At 63.9% G+C, this 17,614-nt stretch carries 18 protein-coding genes and 1 pseudogene; 5 read left to right on the top strand and 14 right to left on the bottom strand.

The features are described from left to right. Window positions 1–9: 9 nt before the first annotated feature. The 4 genes from AS156_RS31960 to AS156_RS31945 form a co-directional block, all read right to left on the bottom strand. A complete protein-coding gene (locus AS156_RS31960; RefSeq protein ID WP_066513224.1) occupies window positions 10–1,044 on the bottom strand; it encodes an alpha/beta hydrolase in 1,035 nt (344 codons plus the stop codon). Between the two features lie 63 nt (window positions 1,045–1,107). Next, entirely contained in the window at window positions 1,108–2,508 is a 1,401-nt protein-coding gene (gene tcuA / locus AS156_RS31955; RefSeq protein WP_201456134.1) for an FAD-dependent tricarballylate dehydrogenase TcuA, read from the bottom strand. A gap of 79 nt (window positions 2,509–2,587) precedes the next feature. Then, window positions 2,588–3,913 carry an MFS transporter gene (gene tcuC, locus AS156_RS31950; RefSeq protein WP_066513223.1) on the bottom strand — a complete coding sequence of 442 codons (1,326 nt, stop codon included), beginning with the start codon at window positions 3,911–3,913 and terminating at the stop codon, window positions 2,588–2,590. A gap of 175 nt (window positions 3,914–4,088) precedes the next feature. After that, on the bottom strand, window positions 4,089–4,988 hold the full coding sequence (locus tag AS156_RS31945; protein ID WP_066513221.1) for a transcriptional regulator GcvA: 900 nt from the start codon (window positions 4,986–4,988) through the stop codon (window positions 4,089–4,091). 115 nt (window positions 4,989–5,103) lie between these two features. Here AS156_RS31945 and AS156_RS31940 point away from each other — a divergent pair, with 115 nt between their 5' ends. Beyond that, window positions 5,104–5,307, top strand: a complete 204-nt coding sequence (locus AS156_RS31940) for a DUF1127 domain-containing protein (protein WP_066513219.1) — start codon at window positions 5,104–5,106, stop codon at window positions 5,305–5,307. A 70-nt stretch (window positions 5,308–5,377) separates the two neighbouring features. After that, on the top strand, window positions 5,378–6,001 hold the full coding sequence (locus AS156_RS31935) for a GNAT family N-acetyltransferase (protein WP_066513217.1): 624 nt from the start codon (window positions 5,378–5,380) through the stop codon (window positions 5,999–6,001). Between the two features lie 171 nt (window positions 6,002–6,172). On the opposite strand, the gene AS156_RS31930 is transcribed toward AS156_RS31935, so the two are convergent. Together AS156_RS31930 and AS156_RS31925 are read right to left on the bottom strand one after the other, a co-directional pair. Then, entirely contained in the window at window positions 6,173–7,003 is an 831-nt protein-coding gene (locus AS156_RS31930; protein ID WP_066513216.1) for an enoyl-CoA hydratase, read from the bottom strand. Between the two features lie 194 nt (window positions 7,004–7,197). Then, window positions 7,198–7,899 carry an SDR family NAD(P)-dependent oxidoreductase gene (locus AS156_RS31925; RefSeq protein WP_066513215.1) on the bottom strand — a complete coding sequence of 234 codons (702 nt, stop codon included), beginning with the start codon at window positions 7,897–7,899 and terminating at the stop codon, window positions 7,198–7,200. A 70-nt stretch (window positions 7,900–7,969) separates the two neighbouring features. On the opposite strand from AS156_RS31925, the gene AS156_RS31920 reads away from it, so the two are divergent. Next, a complete protein-coding gene (locus AS156_RS31920; protein WP_066513309.1) occupies window positions 7,970–9,742 on the top strand; it encodes an acyl-CoA dehydrogenase family protein in 1,773 nt (590 codons plus the stop codon). A 196-nt stretch (window positions 9,743–9,938) separates the two neighbouring features. After that, window positions 9,939–11,027, top strand: a complete 1,089-nt coding sequence (locus AS156_RS31915) for a Zn-dependent alcohol dehydrogenase (protein ID WP_066513214.1) — start codon at window positions 9,939–9,941, stop codon at window positions 11,025–11,027. Between the two features lie 110 nt (window positions 11,028–11,137). Here AS156_RS31915 and AS156_RS31910 read toward each other — a convergent pair whose 3' ends face one another. The 6 genes and pseudogenes from AS156_RS31910 to mbfA all read right to left on the bottom strand — a co-directional run bounded on the left by AS156_RS31910 (window position 11,138) and on the right by mbfA (window position 15,727). Further along, complete coding sequence (locus AS156_RS31910; RefSeq protein ID WP_066513213.1) at window positions 11,138–11,491, bottom strand: nuclear transport factor 2 family protein; 354 nt, start codon at window positions 11,489–11,491, stop codon at window positions 11,138–11,140. A gap of 129 nt (window positions 11,492–11,620) precedes the next feature. Continuing rightward, window positions 11,621–12,456 (bottom strand): annotated as a pseudogene (locus tag AS156_RS45200) (amidase family protein); the annotation flags it as partial. 1 nt (window position 12,457) lies between these two features. After that, on the bottom strand, window positions 12,458–13,083 hold a 626-nt coding region (locus AS156_RS45195; RefSeq protein WP_245313172.1), incomplete at its 3' end, for an amidase family protein. 222 nt (window positions 13,084–13,305) lie between these two features. After that, complete coding sequence (locus AS156_RS31900) at window positions 13,306–13,833, bottom strand: cytochrome b (protein WP_066513211.1); 528 nt, start codon at window positions 13,831–13,833, stop codon at window positions 13,306–13,308. A gap of 38 nt (window positions 13,834–13,871) precedes the next feature. Then, window positions 13,872–14,741, bottom strand: a complete 870-nt coding sequence (locus AS156_RS31895) for a hypothetical protein (RefSeq protein ID WP_082747847.1) — start codon at window positions 14,739–14,741, stop codon at window positions 13,872–13,874. 14 nt (window positions 14,742–14,755) lie between these two features. Further along, window positions 14,756–15,727: an iron exporter MbfA gene (mbfA, locus tag AS156_RS31890; RefSeq protein WP_066513210.1), complete on the bottom strand. Its 972-nt coding sequence runs from the start codon at window positions 15,725–15,727 to the stop codon at window positions 14,756–14,758. Between the two features lie 168 nt (window positions 15,728–15,895). Between mbfA and AS156_RS31885 the strand changes: the two genes are divergently transcribed. Further along, a complete protein-coding gene (locus AS156_RS31885) occupies window positions 15,896–16,618 on the top strand; it encodes a hypothetical protein (RefSeq protein WP_066513209.1) in 723 nt (240 codons plus the stop codon). Between the two features lie 66 nt (window positions 16,619–16,684). On the opposite strand, the gene AS156_RS31880 is transcribed toward AS156_RS31885, so the two are convergent. Continuing rightward, the gene (locus AS156_RS31880; RefSeq protein ID WP_066513207.1) at window positions 16,685–17,047 is read right to left on the bottom strand and encodes a hypothetical protein; all 363 of its coding nucleotides are present in this window, start codon (window positions 17,045–17,047) and stop codon (window positions 16,685–16,687) included. A gap of 109 nt (window positions 17,048–17,156) precedes the next feature. After that, the coding region (locus AS156_RS45190) for an alpha/beta fold hydrolase (RefSeq protein ID WP_245313166.1) at window positions 17,157–17,614 on the bottom strand (458 nt) is incomplete at its 5' end.

Raw genomic sequence — 17,614 nt, 5'->3', positions numbered from 1 at the left:
CTCGCCTCGCTACTTCCGGGTCAGCCCTTTGCCTTCCAGCCATGTCTGGATCAGGCCGGCAACCTCGGCGTTGTTCTTGTCCATCATCATCATGTGCGAATTGCCCTTGATACCGACTGTCGGTAGATCGACGACGTCGACGCTGCCGCCGGCGGCCCTGATCGCATCGGCAAAGGCGACGCCGGTGGCGCGGATCTTCGGCCAGCGCGAGTCGCGCTCGATGTAGTCGCCATAGACCATCAGCGTCGGGATGTTCTTGAGTGCATCGACTTTGGCGGGATCGCCGACGCCGGCAGGTTCGATCGCGATCAGCGCCTTCACCTTGTCGGGCCTCGCCTGCGCGACCTTGAAACCGAAGGTGCCGGCCTGGCTATGGAACAGGATGATGCAGGGGCCGACGCGGTCGATCTCGGCGATATAGGCCGCGATCGTCGCGTCGTCGTTGGTGGTCCAGCGCGGCACGTTCTGCTTGACGAAGTTCTCGTAGCCTTCGTTCGGGAACTGGCTGCCCGGCATCAGCTTGCGCTTTGCGGGATCGGGGTCGTAGGAGCCGGGGCCGTCACCGATGCGAAACCGCTCGAAAGGATTCGCCGTGGTGAGAAACACCGGCTCGCCCTTGAAGATATCAGGGTATTGCGCCCAGCCGGCGCGGCCACGCTCGACCGCGTCCGAGTTGTAGACGCTCCAGCCCTTGCGCAGGAAATAGTTCAGCCAGCCCTCGCGGCCGTCGGGTGTCGTCTCGTAGGTGACGCCGGTCAGTCCGCCGCCATGCCACAGCAGCAGCGGATAGGCGCCCTTCTCGTTCTGCGGCAGGAAGTACTGCACGTACATCTGCTCGACCTGGTAGGTGCCGTTCGGATCGACCTTTGCCGGTACGCCACCGGGTGTGAAGGTGACGTCCTTCACCGGCTTGCCCGTGATCACAACGAGGCGTCCGCCGACATGGAACGACCCCATGTCGCGCAGTGCGATCGGTTCGGCAGCGTGCGTGACGGTCGATGCCATCAGGACGGCGGCAGCGGAGGCAATCGCAAGGCGTCGCATGGCTGCTCCCTGTTTCTTTTTTCCTCTTCCCGCAAGCGGGGCGAGGGGGCTCCGGCACGGCGCTCAGTTCCGCGCATTCTTCGCCGCTTCCCGCCCGGCGACGCGGCCGAACACGCTGCCGATGGTCATGCCGATACCGGCAGCGTAGCCCTTGCCCAGCACGTTGCCGGCCATGATCTCGCCGGCGGCGAACATGTTGGCGGAGGGCTTGCCGTCCTTCATCAGCATCCGCGCCTGCTTGTTCACGCGAGTGCCGAGATAGGTGAAGGTGATGCCGGGCCGCACCGGATAGGCGAGGTAGGGCGGTGTCTCGATCTTGCGCGCCCAGTGCGTCTTCTGCGGTGTGATGCCCTCGGTGCGGCAGTCGTCGAGGATGGTGTGATCGAACGTGCCCGGCTGCACCGCAGCGTTGAACTCGGTGATGGTCTTCTCGAGCGCCGCCGGATCGAGCTCGAGCTGGCCTGCGAGCTCGGCAATGGTCTGTCCCGCGATCGGCGGAAACAGCGTCGGCATGAAGCTGGTCACGACAGTCGAATCGAAGATGATGTAGGCGATCTGGTCCGGCTGGGCTGCGACCAGGCGGCCCCAGATCGCATAGCGCTTCGGCCAGATGTCCTCGCCCTCGTCGTAGAATCGCTCGGCATGCTTGTTGACGACGATGCCGAAGACAACAGAGTCGTGGCGGGTGATGATGCCGCCGTCGAATTTCGGCGCGCGCGCGTCGATCGCCACGGCGTGACATTGCGTGGGATCGCCGATTTCCTGCACGCCTTTGGCGAGCAGCAGCTTCAGGATCGCGCCGCGGTTATAGGGCGTGCCGCGGATCAGGAAATTATCGGCGGCCTCGCCCCAGGATTCCTTCAGCCATTCGATGTTGGCCTCGAAGCCGCCGGAGGCGGCGACCAAGGTAGAAGCGCGCACCTCGGTCTTGCCGTTGACCGGCTGCTTCAGCGCAGCCGAGAGGAACATGCCGTCCTCGATCTTGAGATCGATCACCTCGGCATTGTAGAGGATGTCGACGCCGAGTTCCTCGGCGGTGCGATACAGCGCGTTCAGCATGGCGCGGCCGCCGCCCAGGAAGAACGAGTTGGTGCGGCCGAGGCTCAGCGTGCCGCCGAGTGAGGGCTGCCAGCGCACGCCCTGTTCGACGATCCAGTTCAGGATGTCCTTGGACTCGTGGATCATGAAGCGGGCCAGTTCCTCGTCGGTCTGGCCGCCGGTCACCAGCAGCAAATCATTCCAGAACTCCTCCTCGGTGTAGGGGCCGGTGAGGATCTCGGTCGCCGCATCATGGGCGCAGCGCATGTTGCGCGTGTGGCGGGTGTTGCCGCCGCGGTAGAACTTCGGCGCGCCTTCCAGCACCAGCACGGAGGCGCCGGCCCGTCTGGCGCTGATCGCAGCACAAAGGGCGGCGTTGCCGCCCCCGATCACCAGCACGTCGAATCTGCGCGTCAGATCAACCATGCGCTCTTGTTAGCGCTGCTGGCACGGAAAGCAACACGGTCGGGCGGATACCTGATCCGCCCGACCGCGAAGCGGAATATCAGGCCGCCACCGTCTCGCGCTGCTCGACGGTCTGGCCGCCCCGCCGATAGACGATCAGCGCGGCGATGATGCCGAGCGCCGCGCCGAACATCAGCCAGAAGGCGGGAGAGGCCTTGTCGCCGGTGTATGCGATCAGTTTGGTCGATGCGAAGGGGGTGAAGGTGCCGAACAGGCCCGCCGCCAGCGCGAAAGCGATTGAGAAGCATGTGGTGCGGACGTGCGCGGGCACGATCTCGACCAGGCATCCCAACATCGTGCCGCTATAGACGCCGAAGTAGAACGACAGCATCATCTGGACGGCCAGCAGTTTTCCAAGCGTGGGCTCATGCGAGAGCCAGGAAAGCGCCGGGTAAGCCGTCACGAACGACAAGGTTGCGATCGCGATCAGCACCGGCTTGCGGCCGAGCCGATCCGAGAGAGCGCCGCCGACCGGATTCCAGATGAAATTCGTCACCGCAACCAGAAGGGTGACGAGCAGCGTCCCTGACGGCGACAGGTGGAGCTCCTTGCCGAAGCCGGGCGCATACACCGTGATGAAATAAAAGGTCGTGGTGGTCAGGACCGCGATCATCATGCCGAGGATGACGATGCGCCAGTTCGCGATCGCCGAGGCGAACACTTCGCTCGCGGTCGGATGTCTCTTCATGGCCAGGAAGGCCGGCGTTTCCTCAAGCGACCGCCGCAGCATGAAGATGACGGGAATGATGAGGCATCCGATGAAAAACGGGATACGCCATTTGGCGACGCCGCCGATGGCATCCAGGAATGTGTCGCCCGGGATCATCTCTCTCAGGACGAAACCGATGATGGCTGCGACGAAGATGGCAACCTGCTGACTGGAAGATTGGAACGAGGTGTAGAAGCCTCGATTGCCAGGTGTCGCGATCTCCGAGAGATAGACGGAGACGCCGCCGAGTTCTACGCCGGCGGAGAAGCCCTGTATCAGGCGCCCGATCAGGACGATGATCGGCGCGGCAATTCCGATAGCTGCATAGGACGGGCAGAAGGCGATCACGACTGTGCCAAGCGCCATCAGCGCGAGCGTCACGATGAGACCCTGGCGGCGGCCGATGCGGTCGATATAGGAGCCCAGCACGATCGCCCCAATCGGGCGCATCAGCGCGCCGAGCCAGAACACGCCATAGGCATTGAGCAGCGCCGCGGTGTCGTTTTGCGCAGGAAAGAATGCCCTCGCAATATCCTGTGCGTAGAAGCCGAACAGGAAGAAGTCGAATTGCTCGAGGAAATTGCCGCTGGTCGCGCGCAGGATGGCACCGAAGCGCGACTTGATCTGCGGGACTTGCGACGGATTCGACTGCGACATAAGGCCCTTTCCTCCCCATGGTAAAAGCGCTGGCAAAATTGCCCCCGCCAGCCAAGGCAGTTGTCCTGCCTCCCGCGGCAATTTGGCACGCCTGTCCGGCACGACCAACCCGAAAACGCGCGCCGACCATGGAAAAAAGCCGTGCGCGAAATGGCTTGACGCAGCGTGCGCTGCATCAGAGCGGCGCGCGCGCCGTCCCGCTGAGCCAGTTCCTGAATGCCGACAGCTTCGGCGTATCGGCCCGTCCCTGAGGGGAGACCAGGTAGAAGCCGGCGTCCGCCGGCAGCGTGATCTTGAAGGGAACCACCAGGCGGCCCTTGGCGATGTCGTCCTTCACATAGGAGGTCCGGCCCATCGCGACGCCGATCCCGTCGATCGCGGCTTGGACGGTGACGAAGGTCAGGTCGAAGGTGATGCCGGGCTGCCTGGAAATGTCGGTCGGCAGTCCGGCCGCGGTGAGCCACAGCCGCCAGTCGTCGCTGTTGGTGTTGCTGGTGTGCAGGAGCACGTGGTCCCTGAGGTCCTCGGGACACTTCAGCGGCTTGCTTCCTTGCAGCAGGGACGGGCTGCACACCGGGAAGAGTTCATCCGCCATCAGCCACTCGGCGCGCAGACCGGCCCACTGGCCGCGGCCGTAGCGGATCGCAGCGTCAACCTTGTCGCGCTGGAAATCGACCAGGCTGGTCGAGGTGGTGATGCGGACGTCGATCCCGGGATGCGCCTCCTGGAATGCGGAGAGCCGCGGCAGTAGCCATTTGGCCGCGAGCGAGGCGAGGGTGGAGACAGTCAGGACGTGACCGTCGTCCCTGCGTAGCAGTCGGTCCGTCGCCAGCCGCAGGTCGTTGAAGGCGGCGCGGACGCCGGGGAGGTATTCGGCAGCCTCTGGTGTCAGGCTCAGCGAACGATTCTGGCGCACGAACAGGCGCACGCCGAGCTCTTCCTCGAGCCGCCGGATCTGATGGCTGATCGCGGTTTGCGTCACGTTCAGCTCGGACGCCGCCAGCGTGAAGCTCATGTGCCGCGCGGCGGCCTCGAAGGCCCGCAGGCCGTTCAACGAGGGCAGTCGGCCAGTCATTTCTGCAAGTCCATATACATGACTTTAATTCATGCGAAACGGTACAAAGTGTCGTTTGTAGAACGCGGTCAGCACGCAGATATTACCGTCAATAGGTTACCGATAGGAGCCGGAAATGTCCATTTTCAGTCATGAATCGATGACAAATCATCATGCCGACGGCCTTTTGAACCAGGTCGGCGAAACTCTTCACATCTGGTGGGACCGTTACGAGCGCCGCCGCGAGCTGTCGCAGTGGTCGGACCGCGACCTTCACGATATCGGCGTTTCCCGGAGCGACGTGGCTTTCGAAACCGAAAAGCCGTTCTGGCGGGCCTGAGCAGGCCGTCAACGCTGGCGTCGCTTCGATAGAGGGACGCCAGCCAGTTTCTTGACCCGAGGAGCGTGTCATGGCTGCGCTGCGTCTCAATGATCTCAAGCAATATTCCGACGTGCTCCGCGCGAAGGACGGAAGTGAGATCAAGGTGCGTTTCGTCGAGCGGCGCGATCGCGAGGAGCTGCAGAGCTACATCCGCTCGCTCTCCGCGGGGTCGCGTTACAACCGCTTCCTTGGAGCGCTGAGCGAGCTGCCGAAGACGGAGCTCGAGCGTTTTATCCACGTCGGCGAGGCTGGCCGGTTCACGGTGGTCGCGACGATGGTGGTCGACGGCTTCGAGATGATTGTCGGCGAAGCCCGCTATGCCTTCCATGCCGACACGTCGAGCGTCGAGTTCGGCCTGTCGATCGACGATCGGTGGCAGGGCCACGGTATCGGCAAGGCGCTGTTGAAGAACCTTGAATGCCGCGCGGCGTCCTTCGGAGCCGAGCGCATCTTCGGCGATACGCTGCGTTCCAATACGACGATGATCGGACTTGCGCGCAAGTCCGGTTACGCGTTCACGAACGGCGCCGGCGACTGGAAGCTGGTGCGCTTCGAGAAGGAGATTCTGGTCAAGCCGCAAGACATTCCGTGTGCCAGCTGGCGGCTCGCTGCCGCGTCCCGCTTGGCCGCGACGTCCTCGCTTGCGGTTTGATACACTGCGCCCGGTTCTGGCCCTCCAGAACCGGGCGTTTTTTTGCCGAGATGTGCTGCCGCAACTTCCGCTCGTCATCCGCGGAGCCTGACCCGCGCATCCATCAGGCAAATCTCATCCGATGGATTGCCGGGTCGAGCCCGGCAATGACACGACGCGGGCGCGTAGCGCTCAATTGCCCCTGAACACCGGCTTGCGCTTCTCGATGAAGGCCTGCACTGCCTCTTTGTGATCGGCCGTCGTGGTCAGCCGGATCAGCCGCTCGGCCTCGTGGTCGCGCGCGGTCGCGAAGTCGAACAGCAGGGCTTCGTCCAGATTGTCCTTCATGTAGCGCAGCGCCAGCGTCGGGCCTTCGGCCATCGATTTCGCTAGCGCAAAGGCTTCCTCCTGCAGCATCTCGTCCGGCACCACGCGGTTGACGAGGCCGATCTGCTCGCATCTCGTGGCATCGACCTTCTCCGAGGTGAACATCAATTCGCGGGCGCGCGATGTGCCGACCAGCCGCGTCAAGAGCCAGGCCATGCCGTAGTCGCCGCTCAAAGCCACGCGCAGATAACCGGTCGAGACGAAGGCGGATTGCGCGGCGATCCTGAGATCGCAGGCCATCGCGATCGCAAGCCCGGCCCCGACCGCGGGACCGGGCAGCGCGGCGATCGTCGGCTTGCGTACCGAAGCGAGCGCGCCGGTGAGCAGCCGCTGGCGCTCCTGCAGGTCTGCGACCTTGTCCTCATAGGACATTTCGAGCTTCTTCTTGTCGCGATGCGCACCCATGCCCTTGACGTTGCCACCGGCGCAGAAAGCGTTGCCGGCGCCGGTGACAAGCAGCACGCCGACCTCGGGATTCTCGCCGCAGGTCCTGATCATCGTGCGCAACGCCGGCGTCAACGCATCCGACAGCGAGTTACGGGCGTCGGGGCGGTTCAGCGTGATGATGGCGACGCGGTCGCGGATCACGCAGAGCAGTTCGTCGGTGCCGGTCTCGATCTTGATTTCGCTGGTCATGTTTCCTCCGTGGGATACTCGTTGCCATCATTGCGAGGAGCTCGCGACCAAATTGCAGAGCAATTTTGCGCTGAAGCGACGAAGCAATCCATTCCTCTGCGCGCGGCGACATGGATTGCTTCGCTCCGCTCGCAATGACGGTTGCGGCGGACGGTTTCGGGTAACGTTACGCCAGTTAGATGATATCCGTCATCTCAAAACTTCTCAACCCAGGGCCGCAATTCGAGCTCCCAGCTCCAGGCGCTGCGCGGCTGCTGCAGCACGTTCCAGTAGCTGAGCGCAATGGCATCGGGATCGAGCATCGAATCCGGCCGGTCTTCAGGCTCGGCGCGGGCAGCGCTGCGGATACCGCCGTCGATCACGAAGTGCGCGACATGAATGCCCTGCGGCGACAATTCGCGCGCCATGCTCTGTGCCAGTCCGCGCAACGCGAACTTGCCCATCGCGAACGGCGCCGATTGCGCATAGCCTTTCACGCTGGCGGAGGCGCCGGTGAACAGGATCGCGCCCTTTTTGTTCGGCAGCATGCGCTTCGCCGCTTCCTGCGCCACCAGAAAGCCGCCGAAGGCCGAAACGGCAATCGCCTGCGCGACCTCCGACGGCACCAGCTCGACAAACGGCCCGCGCGTGCGGCCGGAGGCGTTGTAGACCACGAGATCGGGCGTTCCCATCTCGCGTTCCACCAGGCCGAACAGCCGTTCCACGTCCTCATGCTTGGTGGCATCGCAGGCATAGGCGCGCGCGCCGGTCTCAGTGCAGAGCGCGCCGAGCTTCTCGATGCTGCGGGCGGCCAATGCCACGCGAATTCCCTCCCGCGAAAATAGCCGCGCGAGCGAGGCGCTGAGCCCCTCACCTGCGCCGACGATCAGGGCGATCTTGTATTTTGGGATGTCCATTGGGCTTTCCTTTGCTCTACCGGAGGAGGATAGTCTCTCCCAAGAAATGAGCAACGAAGCCGGGAATTCAATGCAGCAGGATCTCAAGCCGTCATCCGCCAGCCAGCCGGGGCTTCTCGCCCCCGACACGACAGGGATGAACTTCTATCGGGCCGATCCGGCGCTGACCGATCTGTTGAAACTGCATTTGCCCGATGCGCTGTTCCGCCACATCGAACCGCATCTCGACCGGCTCGGCGGACTGGCCGGCGGCTATCTCGACGAATGCGCACGGCTCGCCGACAGGCACACACCGGTGCTGCATCAGCGCGACAAATTCGGCCGCGACGTACAGCATATCGAATATCACCCGGCCTATCGCGAGATCGAGAAGGCGGCCTTCGGCGAGTTCGGAATCCACGCCCTGTCGATCCGCAAGGGCATCATGGGCTGGCCGGACAAATACCCGGTCGTCGCCAAGCATGCCTTCACCTTCCTGTTCAACCAGACCGAATTCGGCATGGGCTGCCCGATCAACGTCACCGACGGTTGCGCCAAGCTGCTCAACAATTTCGGCAGCGAAGCGTTGAAGGCGAAGTATCTCGACGGCCTGACACAGACCGACGTGAGCAAGCTGACGCAGGGCGGCCAGTTCATGACCGAGAAGGAAGGCGGCTCCGATGTCGGCACGCTGACGACGCGCGCCGTGCAGGAGGGCGATCACTGGCGGCTCTACGGCGAGAAGTGGTTCTGCTCGAACGCCGATGCCAAGGTGGTGATGCTGTTGGCGCGGCCGGAAGGGGCAGGGCCGGGCACGCGCGGCGTCGGCCTGTTCCTGATGCCGCGCTTCCTCGATGACGGTTCGCAGAACCACTACCGGATCGTGCGCCTGAAGGACAAGCTCGGCACCCGCTCGATGGCCTCCGGCGAGATCAAGTTCGACGGGGCGGTCGCCTATGCCGTCGGCAAGCTCGACCGCGGCTTCGTGCAGATGGCCGAGATGGTCAACTCGTCGCGGCTCTCCAACGGCGTCAAATCCACGTCACTGATGCGCCGCGCCTGGCACGATGCGATCATGGTGGCAAGGGGACGCGTGGTGTTCGGCCAGCGCATCATCGATCTGCCGCTGGCGCGCCGGCAGTTGATGAAGATCATGCTGCCGACCGAGCAGGCGCTGTCGATGAGCTTCCTGACCGCGGATGCGCTCGATCGCGCCGAGGCCGGCAGCCAGGACGCCGCGGCACTGCTGCGCATCCTGACCCCGACCCTGAAATTCCGTGCCACCCGCGATGCCCGCAAGGTCTGCGGCGACGCGATGGAGATGCGCGGCGGCATCGGCTACATCGAGGAATTCGTAACGCCGCGGCTGTTGCGCGACGCCCATCTCGGCTCGATCTGGGAGGGCACCGGCAACATCGTCGCGATCGATGCGCTGAAGCGCGCGGTCGGTCGTCATGGCGCGGACAGTGCGCTCGCGGCCGATCTGCACGCGCGGCTCGACGACAGCACCAATGTCCCGCAGGCCTGGCGCAACCGGCTGCGCGGTCTCAGCGACCGTGCGGTCGCGTTTGCGCGCGAGGTCGCAAGTCGCATGGACAATGAGGGCGATGCGCGCCGTGCCACCAGCCTGCTCTACCATGTCGCGAGCGCGGTGGCGCTGGCGTGGGAAGGCGGACGCATCCATGAGATGCGCGGCGATGCGCGCCGCCTGCTGCTGTCGCGGATGGTGATCGACCACCGCGTGATGCCGGGCGATCCGTTCCGGCTAACGGAAAATACCCTTCAGCGCAGGATGACCGAACACCTGCTCGGCGACCGCGCCATCGGGATGGCCGAGGTTGGCGAATTGCTCGTCGCAGCGTAGGCTGCGGCACCAGCCGCTTGCGCAATCGCACCTCTCCATCGGGAGAGGTCGGATCGCGCTAGCGATCCGGGTGAGGGGTATTGCTCCATCGATAGATCTCAACCCCTCACCCGGACCGCATCTTCGATGCGCTCCGACCTCTCCCTTTGGGAGAGGTGGAGAGCGTGCGCAACAATAAACATGAGAGGAAATTCCGATGAAGGCCGCCGTCCTGCATGAAGTCAACAAGCCGCTGGTGATCGAAGACGTCAGCGTGCCCAATCCGGGGCCGCGCGAAGTGCTGATCCGCACCGCGGTCGCGGGCCTCTGCCATTCCGACCTGCACTTCATGGAAGGGCTGTATCCGCATCCGCTGCCGGCCGTACTCGGACATGAATCGGCCGGTGTGGTCGAGAAGGTCGGCTCCGACGTCAACTATGTGAAGCCCGGCGACCACGTCGTCACCTGCCTCTCGGTGTTCTGCGGCACCTGCGATAACTGCACCACCGGCCGCACCGTGCTGTGCACGGACACTACGGTGAAGATGCTGCCCGGCGCGTCCAACCGCCTGTCCTGGAACAGGAAGGAGAAGCTGAACCAGTTCCTCAATCTCTCGTCCTTCGCCGAGCAGATGCTGGTGCATGAGAACGCCATCGTGAAGATCAAGAAGGAAATGCCGCTCGATCTCGCGGCGCTGATCGGCTGCGGCGTCATCACCGGCTACGGCGCCGTGGTGAACACGGCGAAGGTCACCGCAGGCGAGACGGTCGCGGTGATCGGTTGCGGCGGCGTCGGCATGGCCGCGATCAACGGCGCGCAGATCGCAGGCGCCGGCCGCATCATCGCGATCGACACCAACCCCGCCAAACTGCAGCTCGCCACCAAGCTAGGGGCCACCGACATCGTCGATCCGGCGAACGGCGACGTGGTGCAGCAGGTGCGCGAGCTTACCGGTGGCGGCGTGCATCACTCCTTCGAGGTGCTTGGCCGCAAGGACACCGCCGAACAGGCCTTCGGCATGCTCGCTGCCGGCGGCACCGCGACCATCGTCGGCATGATCCCGTTCGGCCAGAAGATCGAACTGCACGGTTTCGATTTCCTGCGCGAGCGCAGGATCCAGGGCTCCTCGATGGGCTCCAACCACTTCCGCGTCGACATGCCGCGCCTCGTCGACTTCTACATGCGCGGCAAGCTGCATCTGGAGGACTGGATCTCGGCCAAGCTGAAGCTCTCGGAAATCAACGAAGGCTTCGCCAACATGAAGGCCGGCAAGACGCTGCGCAGCGTGATCATGTTCGATAGCTGATTTGTCGTCATTCCGGGGCGATGCGAAGCATCGAACCCGGAATCTCGAAGTAGTATGCGGCACGGGATTCCGGGTTCAGCCCTGCGGGCTGCCCCGGAATGACGGTCTCCTCATCGCGCCACGTGCGCCGACACGGCGAGCCATTTGCCGTTCTGCCTGGCCCAGCAGTCGGTGTAGCGGCCGTGGGCCGGTTCGCCGTCGGCGCCGATGTAGCTCGTCCTGGCATGGATGATGGCGAAATCACCGAGGATGCGGATCTTGACGTCCTCGGCCTTCAGCCTCTTGATCTTCACCGGGATCGCGGTCTGCTTCAGGAAGGCGGCGCGATCGACGAGGCTCTTGTCGGCATTGGTGCAGTAGAAATCCTCGGCCAGGATTTCATCGAAGCGCTTGACGTCGCAGTTCTGAACGGAATCGACGTAGTCCTTGTTGAGCTGCGTGAGCTCGTCGAGGTCGTTGTTCATTGTTGTCACTCTCTGGTTCCGTTCTTCCTCATTGCGAGCGCAGCGAAGCAATCCATCTCTCCGCTCGCTGAGATATGGATTGCTTCGTCGCTTCGCTCCTCGCAATGACGGCCTATTAGTCGTCACACCTCAATCATCGAACATCTTCGGCGGCACGAACCCGCCGAACTCCCGCTCGATCAGCTCGGCCAGCTTGAGCGGCGTGCGGTCTTCCAGCCAGGGGCCGACGATCTGCACACCGACGGGCAATCCGTCGGGCGCGAAGCCGGTCGGGATTGCGGTGGAGGGCAGGCCGGGCAGGGTTGCTATCCCGGGCCAGGCGAGCTGGTCGGTGTAAACGTGCGGTTCGCCGTCGATCATGATCCGCCGCTGCTCCTGCTCGGGCGAATGATCGTGCGGATAGGCCGGTGTCGGCATGATCGGGCAGATCACTGCGTCGAACGACTTGAACAGCTCACGCCATTGCGCGCGCAGGCGGGCGCGGCCGCCATCGGCGATCACCCAGTCGCGGTGGCTGAGTGCGATGCCGCGCAAGCGCTCGGCCTGGAGGCTGGTGTCGCTGGCCGGCAGTGCGGCCGCGGCCGCGCACGCGCCGGCATAGATCTCGGGCGGGAAGGTCGCGGCAAGGAACGACAGCAGCATGCGCATATAGAGCCGCGAAGAGGCGGCAAAATCCGGCAGCAGCGGGCTCGAGCGCGAGACCTTGGCACCGGCCTTGTCGAGGTTGCTCGCCAGCTTGTCGATGGTGCCGCGGATCACCTTGTCGGTCGGCAGCACCGGATCGGTGTCGACGACGAGAATACGGAAATCCTTCAGCGCAGAATGGCGCGCCGACCGCAGTTCGAGCTTATAGGCCTTGCCGGCTTCCAGCGGATCGGGGCCGGCCATCACGTCGAGCAGCAGCGACAGGTCGGCGGCGCCGCGCGCCATCGGGCCGATCACCGAGAGGTCGCGGTCGAACGGCANGGCGGTGGTGTGTGGCCGCGCGAGGGCAGCAGCGCGAAGGTCGGCTTGTGCGCGTAGATGCCGCAATGGAATCCCGGCACGCGCAGCGAACCGCCGATGTCCGAGCCGAGCGACAGCGCGCCGTAGCCCGCGGCGAGCGCGGCCGACGATCCGCCGGAGGAGCCGCCCGGCGTGCGGCCGAGATCGTAGGGATTGTTGGTGGTGCCGTAGACTTCGTTGTAGCTTTGCCAGTCGGCGAGGTTGAGCGGCACGTTGGTCTTGCCGAGGATCACGCTGCCCGCATCTTTCACCCGTGCGATCGAGAGTGCGTCTTCGGCCGGTGTGAAGTCCTTGTGCGCCGGATTGCCCCAGGTCGTCGGCAATCCCGCGACATTGTAGGATTCCTTCACGGTCATGGGGATGCCGAGCAGCGGCCTGTGCTCGCCGCGTGCGATCGCGGCGTCGGCCGCGCGGGCCGCGGCAAGGCCGCGCTCGAAATCGCGCACGCAGATCGCGTTGACCTTGCCGTCATGGCGTTCGATGCGACCGATCGTGTCCTCGGCCAATTCGATGGCCGAAACCTGCTTTGCCTTCAGCGCCGCCGACAGGTCGACGGCGGTCTTGAAACTCCATTGCGATTTGGCCACGGCGCGCTCCATTGTTTTGGGCATGATCATGCTCAGAATGGAGCAGGTGAGCAAGGCTGGCTTGATCGCAATTGCGTGGCCGGCCTTGAGCGTTTTCGGTTCTGATTGAATGCAAACCGCTCTAAAGCGCGATGAGATTGGGTTGAATCGTCATCGCGCTTTAGCTCCTGGTTTGAGCATGACCTTTTCGGAAAACCGCTTCACACTTTTCCGGATCATGCTCTAGTTCGGGAGCATGCGCTGCATGACGCGGTCGCGGTAGATCAGGAGGTGCGCCAGCGCCGCCGCGACGTGGAGACCGATCAGCACCAGCAGGGACCATTCCGCGATCTGGTGCAGGCCGTCGATCGCCTTGCCCGCCGCTGCGTTGTCCGAGGCCAGCATCGGCAGCCGCATCATGTAGAAGAACGACACCGTCCAGCCGCGAAATGACGCGAACAGCCAGCCGGTCAAGGTCGTCGCCAGCACGAGCAGATAGAGCATCCAGTGCGAGACTTGCGAAGCGATCCGTTGCCACGGCGGAAGCGACGGCTCGGCCGGGACCGGGTGGGTCAGCCGCCAGATCAACCGCAGCACGATCAGGGCAAGGATCAGGATGCCGAACGAGATGTGGAACGTCATCGCGGCACCCGGAGTCTGGCCGCGATGAATGTCCGGCATCAGCCAGCCGATCGGATATTGCACGGCCAGCAGGCCGACGATGATCCAGTGGAGGAGTTTCGCTGTTGCGTCGTAGGACGGACGGGTCATCGGCTTTCCCGGATGGCGTGAACGGATCGAGGCCTGTGCTAGAAGGGCGTCGTGCGTGCCGAAACATGCGCCATCGGATTGATGGCACCATTCGCGCTTGAGCGCTCTCCCGCATTGTCCTTGGTCCCGGGTACCGGGAATGCATAGCCGATAATGGTCTTCACGACGAGTCGGTCAGACGCGGAGGTGAGGCCGTAACCGACGCCGAAATCGATGTCGACGTCCTCGATCTTGAAATCTGTCACCGCAAACAGCGTGTGCTGCTGCTGGGCGAGCGGGCTGAAGTCGCCGATCTTGCCGAAGTCGGCGTAATATTCGAGGCCGACATAGACGTCATCCTTCAGCTTGCGGGCCAGGCGGACGGCTGGCGCGAAGTCAGCCTCGCCATATCTGCCGAAGCCGACGTCGACGATCGGATTGACGATGAATTCAAAGTCGGCATTGCGTACGCCGATGATCGGCCGGATCTCGAGACCCCAGCGGGTCTGCGCGAATTTCGGCATCTCGTAGCTGAGCTCGAAATTGATGCCGTAGAACAGGTTGCGCTTGTCGGCGTTCGGCGAGACGAACAGCGTGCGCAGCTTGAAGGCATCGGACAGGAACTGCTGATCCTGCACGGCAAACGGCAGATAGAGCCCAAGCTCCCACCAGTCGGTCATGCCGTAGGCGAATTCCGGCGTGCCGTTGAGGCTGTGGTTGGAGGCAAAGCCGCCGGGGAACGGCGGGTCCTTCTGGCCGATGCCGACAAAGTTGAGATGCTGCTGGATGGTGAGCTGGCCGGGCTCGGCGATGCCGGCGTTGTAGACCTGGATCTCGTCGGTCGCCTTCGCGGTGCCGCTGCATCCAAGTGCGGCCAGCATGGTCAGTGCGGCGCCGGCCGGCAGCCGGTGTTGGCGGGGACTCCACATCTGCACACCTCGCTCTACGCGGCCCCGATCAATATGCCGACCGCGAGCACGATCGCGCCGCCCAGCACGATCTGGAACACGGCCTGCAGGAACGGTGTGTCCATGTATCGCGCGCGGATAAAGGCGATTGCCCACAATTCGAAGAACACGACGATGCCGGCGATCGCGGTCGCGATCCAGAATGCGTTCGGCCAGGCATCGGGAACGAGATAGGGAATCGTGTGGCCCAATCCGCCGAGCGTCGTCATCAGGCCGCAGGTCAGGCCGCGCAGCCAGGGCGAGCCGCGGCCGGTCAGCGAGCCGTCGTCGGACAGCGCTTCGGCAAAGCCCATGCTGATGCCGGCGCCGATCGAGGCGGCGAGGCCGACGAGGAAGGTCTGCCAGTTGTGATGGGTGGCGAAGGCGGCGGCGAACAGCGGCGCCAGTGTCGACACCGAACCGTCCATCAATCCGGCGAGGCCCGGCTGCACATATTGCAGCACGAACATGCGGCGCCGCGTGCGGTCTTCCTCGGCGCGCACGTCGGGCTTGAGGATGTCGCCGGTGAGCTTGACCGCGAGCTTTTCGTGGCCCTTCTCCTCCTCGGCGAGGTCGCCAAGCAGGCGGCGTACGCCGGTATCCTCAGCCTTCTCGGCGGCCTTGGCATAGAAGCGCTCGGCCTCCAGCTCCATGGTCTCGACTTCCTTGCGAATGGTGTCGAGCGGCAGGTTCTTGGTCAGCCAGATCGGGCGCCGGCGCAGGAAGCCTTTGACGTCCTCGCGCCGGATCGGTGGCAGATGCGGGCCGAAGCGCTGCTCGTAGGTTTCGAGCAGGCGGTGGCGGTGGCCACGTTCCTCCTCGGCCATTTCTTCGAAGATTTTCGCGGTATCCGGATAACGCTGGGCGAGATCCTCCGCGAACGTCATGTAGATGCGGCTGTCCTCCTCCTCGGAGGCAATCGCGACCGCCAGCACCTCGCGCTCGCTCAAATCGGCGAAATTCTTCACGGTGACGCCCGCCTCTATGATTTAGAATTAGAATAATTCTAATATTTGGACTCGGGGTGGAGGTCAACCACGGAGCCCGTGTCTTCGTACCGTTTGTGATCACTTAGAAGGGAACCAGGCGGCCCCGCGCTCGTTCGAGTTCCGGCGAGCTCAAGAGCGGGGGACTCCATGAACACGGTCAAATATCGTCTGAACAATGCGCGCCTGGCGCCGCGCCGGACCAAGCTCGAAATTCCGGGCTGGGCGGGCACGCGCGAACCGCGCACCGACGGCTCGCGCGAGCAGGTCTGGCATTGTGTGCCGTTCTCGGAGGGCGCGCAGTACGGGATCGAGCTGTTCTATCCCTACGACTTCGAACTGCGCGTCACCACGCGGGACGGCCATTTGCATCTCGATGCCGAGTGGGGCGAGCCGCCGGAGAGCGGTTTGCAATGGCCGCCGTTCCGCAATTTCGGCGACAGCTTCTACACCTATCAAATCCTGCTCGACCTCAAGGTCGAGAAGGGCATGGCGGTCCGCACCGAGCCGCATCCGCGCTTTTACACCGACCGCACCGACACGGTGCCGATCGCCGTGCCGGCGCTGATCCGCAACTGGTGGCCGATGATGTTCTTCTGTGTGTTCAAGGCGCCGGCGGAGGGCCGCACCCACATCTTCCGCCCGAACGAGCCGTTCGCGCAGATCATCGTGATCCCGGAGGAGGCGAATTTTCAGCTCGAACCGATGGGTGAGGAGGAAGCCTCCGAACGCGAACTACAGTCGCGCCGCATCTACAACAACCGGCCCAAGCTCGCCGCCGGCACTGAATGGACGTCATCGACCGACACTGTGTTCGACGGCACCTATCGCCATTTGCACCGCGCCGCAAAGGAGAAGGCACGCCAGGACTAACCTGTCCCCAGCATCATGGCCGGCAAAGCAACGGGGCCTGCGGGCCCCGTTGTCGTTTCGCGTCGCTTAGTAACGATAGTACCCGTGATGGTGATGATGATGGTGGTGGTGATGATGGTGATGATAGTAGCGCCGATAACGCGGCACCACGACCACGGGCGGCGCGTAGCGGCGATAATAGCCATGGTGATGATGGTGGTGGTGATGATGGTGATAATAGTACTGCGCAAGCTGCACATTCTCGCCGGTTTGCGGCGGCGCGGACTCGTCCAGCGCTTGCAGCTTTGCCGAGGCGTCCGAGATCGGCTCCAGCAGTTCCGCATACGAGTTCGCGTGCAGGACATCGGTCGGGGCCGGTGCCGCTTGCGCGGTGCCGAGGGCGCCGAGCGATACGACCGCGCCCAGCAGTCCGGCAATCTTCTTTTCCATAGTTCCTCCTCCTAATCAGGTCGCCGGATAAAAGACCGGCTGACCGCAACGCGAGGTTCCACGGAATGTTCCCGGAAATGTCTGGGACATTTCCCTATGCGTCCGCTTCTTATTGCGCTGCACGGGCGAGGAACTGAAGCAGCAGGCGGCTCACCTCGTCCGGTTGCTCCTGCTGCACCCAATGGCCGGCGCCGTCGATCAGATGGCATCCGATCATCCGCGTGCACGTTCTGGTCTGCATCGCTTCATAGACGCCGGGCCGCTGATATATGCCCCAATCCTGCTTCCCCGAGATGAACGCGGCGGGCACGTCGATGGTGCGGCCGCCCCACGTCTGCAATTCCGGCACGAACGCGCCCGAGGTGCCGCAGCGATACCATTGCAGCCCGCCCTGGAATCCGGTGCGCTGATATTCGGCGGCGTAATAGGCGAGCTCGCGGTCCGGCAGCCATGTGTTGGCCGCGATCGCGTCGCGCGAGGGCATCTGCTCCGCGACCGTCGCTGCCATGTCCTTGGCGAGATCCATCACATAGTAGGTCGGCAGCTTGGCGAGCTCGCCCGCCGACC

Origin of the sequence: Bradyrhizobium macuxiense (assembly GCF_001542415.1) — a bacterium.
GTDB lineage: Bacteria > Pseudomonadota > Alphaproteobacteria > Rhizobiales > Xanthobacteraceae > Bradyrhizobium > Bradyrhizobium macuxiense.
Note: the sequence above shows the minus strand (reverse complement) of the source record. Positions and strands in the feature narration are given on the sequence as shown.

What these genes read in the sequence shown, in the direction of transcription:
- AS156_RS31960 (WP_066513224.1), bottom strand. Translation starts at nt 1,044, where the DNA reads ATGCGACGCCTTGCGATTGCCTCCGCTGCCGCCGTCCTGATGGCATCG.
- tcuA (WP_201456134.1), bottom strand. Translation starts at nt 2,508, where the DNA reads ATGGTTGATCTGACGCGCAGATTCGACGTGCTGGTGATCGGGGGCGGC.
- tcuC (WP_066513223.1), bottom strand. Translation starts at nt 3,913, where the DNA reads ATGTCGCAGTCGAATCCGTCGCAAGTCCCGCAGATCAAGTCGCGCTTC.
- AS156_RS31945 (WP_066513221.1), bottom strand. Translation starts at nt 4,988, where the DNA reads ATGACTGGCCGACTGCCCTCGTTGAACGGCCTGCGGGCCTTCGAGGCC.
- AS156_RS31940 (WP_066513219.1), top strand. Translation starts at nt 5,104, where the DNA reads ATGTCCATTTTCAGTCATGAATCGATGACAAATCATCATGCCGACGGC.
- AS156_RS31935 (WP_066513217.1), top strand. Translation starts at nt 5,378, where the DNA reads ATGGCTGCGCTGCGTCTCAATGATCTCAAGCAATATTCCGACGTGCTC.
- AS156_RS31930 (WP_066513216.1), bottom strand. Translation starts at nt 7,003, where the DNA reads ATGACCAGCGAAATCAAGATCGAGACCGGCACCGACGAACTGCTCTGC.
- AS156_RS31925 (WP_066513215.1), bottom strand. Translation starts at nt 7,899, where the DNA reads ATGGACATCCCAAAATACAAGATCGCCCTGATCGTCGGCGCAGGTGAG.
- AS156_RS31920 (WP_066513309.1), top strand. Translation starts at nt 7,970, where the DNA reads ATGCAGCAGGATCTCAAGCCGTCATCCGCCAGCCAGCCGGGGCTTCTC.
- AS156_RS31915 (WP_066513214.1), top strand. Translation starts at nt 9,939, where the DNA reads ATGAAGGCCGCCGTCCTGCATGAAGTCAACAAGCCGCTGGTGATCGAA.
- AS156_RS31910 (WP_066513213.1), bottom strand. Translation starts at nt 11,491, where the DNA reads ATGAACAACGACCTCGACGAGCTCACGCAGCTCAACAAGGACTACGTC.
- AS156_RS31900 (WP_066513211.1), bottom strand. Translation starts at nt 13,833, where the DNA reads ATGACCCGTCCGTCCTACGACGCAACAGCGAAACTCCTCCACTGGATC.
- AS156_RS31895 (WP_082747847.1), bottom strand. Translation starts at nt 14,741, where the DNA reads ATGTGGAGTCCCCGCCAACACCGGCTGCCGGCCGGCGCCGCACTGACC.
- AS156_RS31885 (WP_066513209.1), top strand. Translation starts at nt 15,896, where the DNA reads ATGAACACGGTCAAATATCGTCTGAACAATGCGCGCCTGGCGCCGCGC.
- AS156_RS31880 (WP_066513207.1), bottom strand. Translation starts at nt 17,047, where the DNA reads ATGGAAAAGAAGATTGCCGGACTGCTGGGCGCGGTCGTATCGCTCGGC.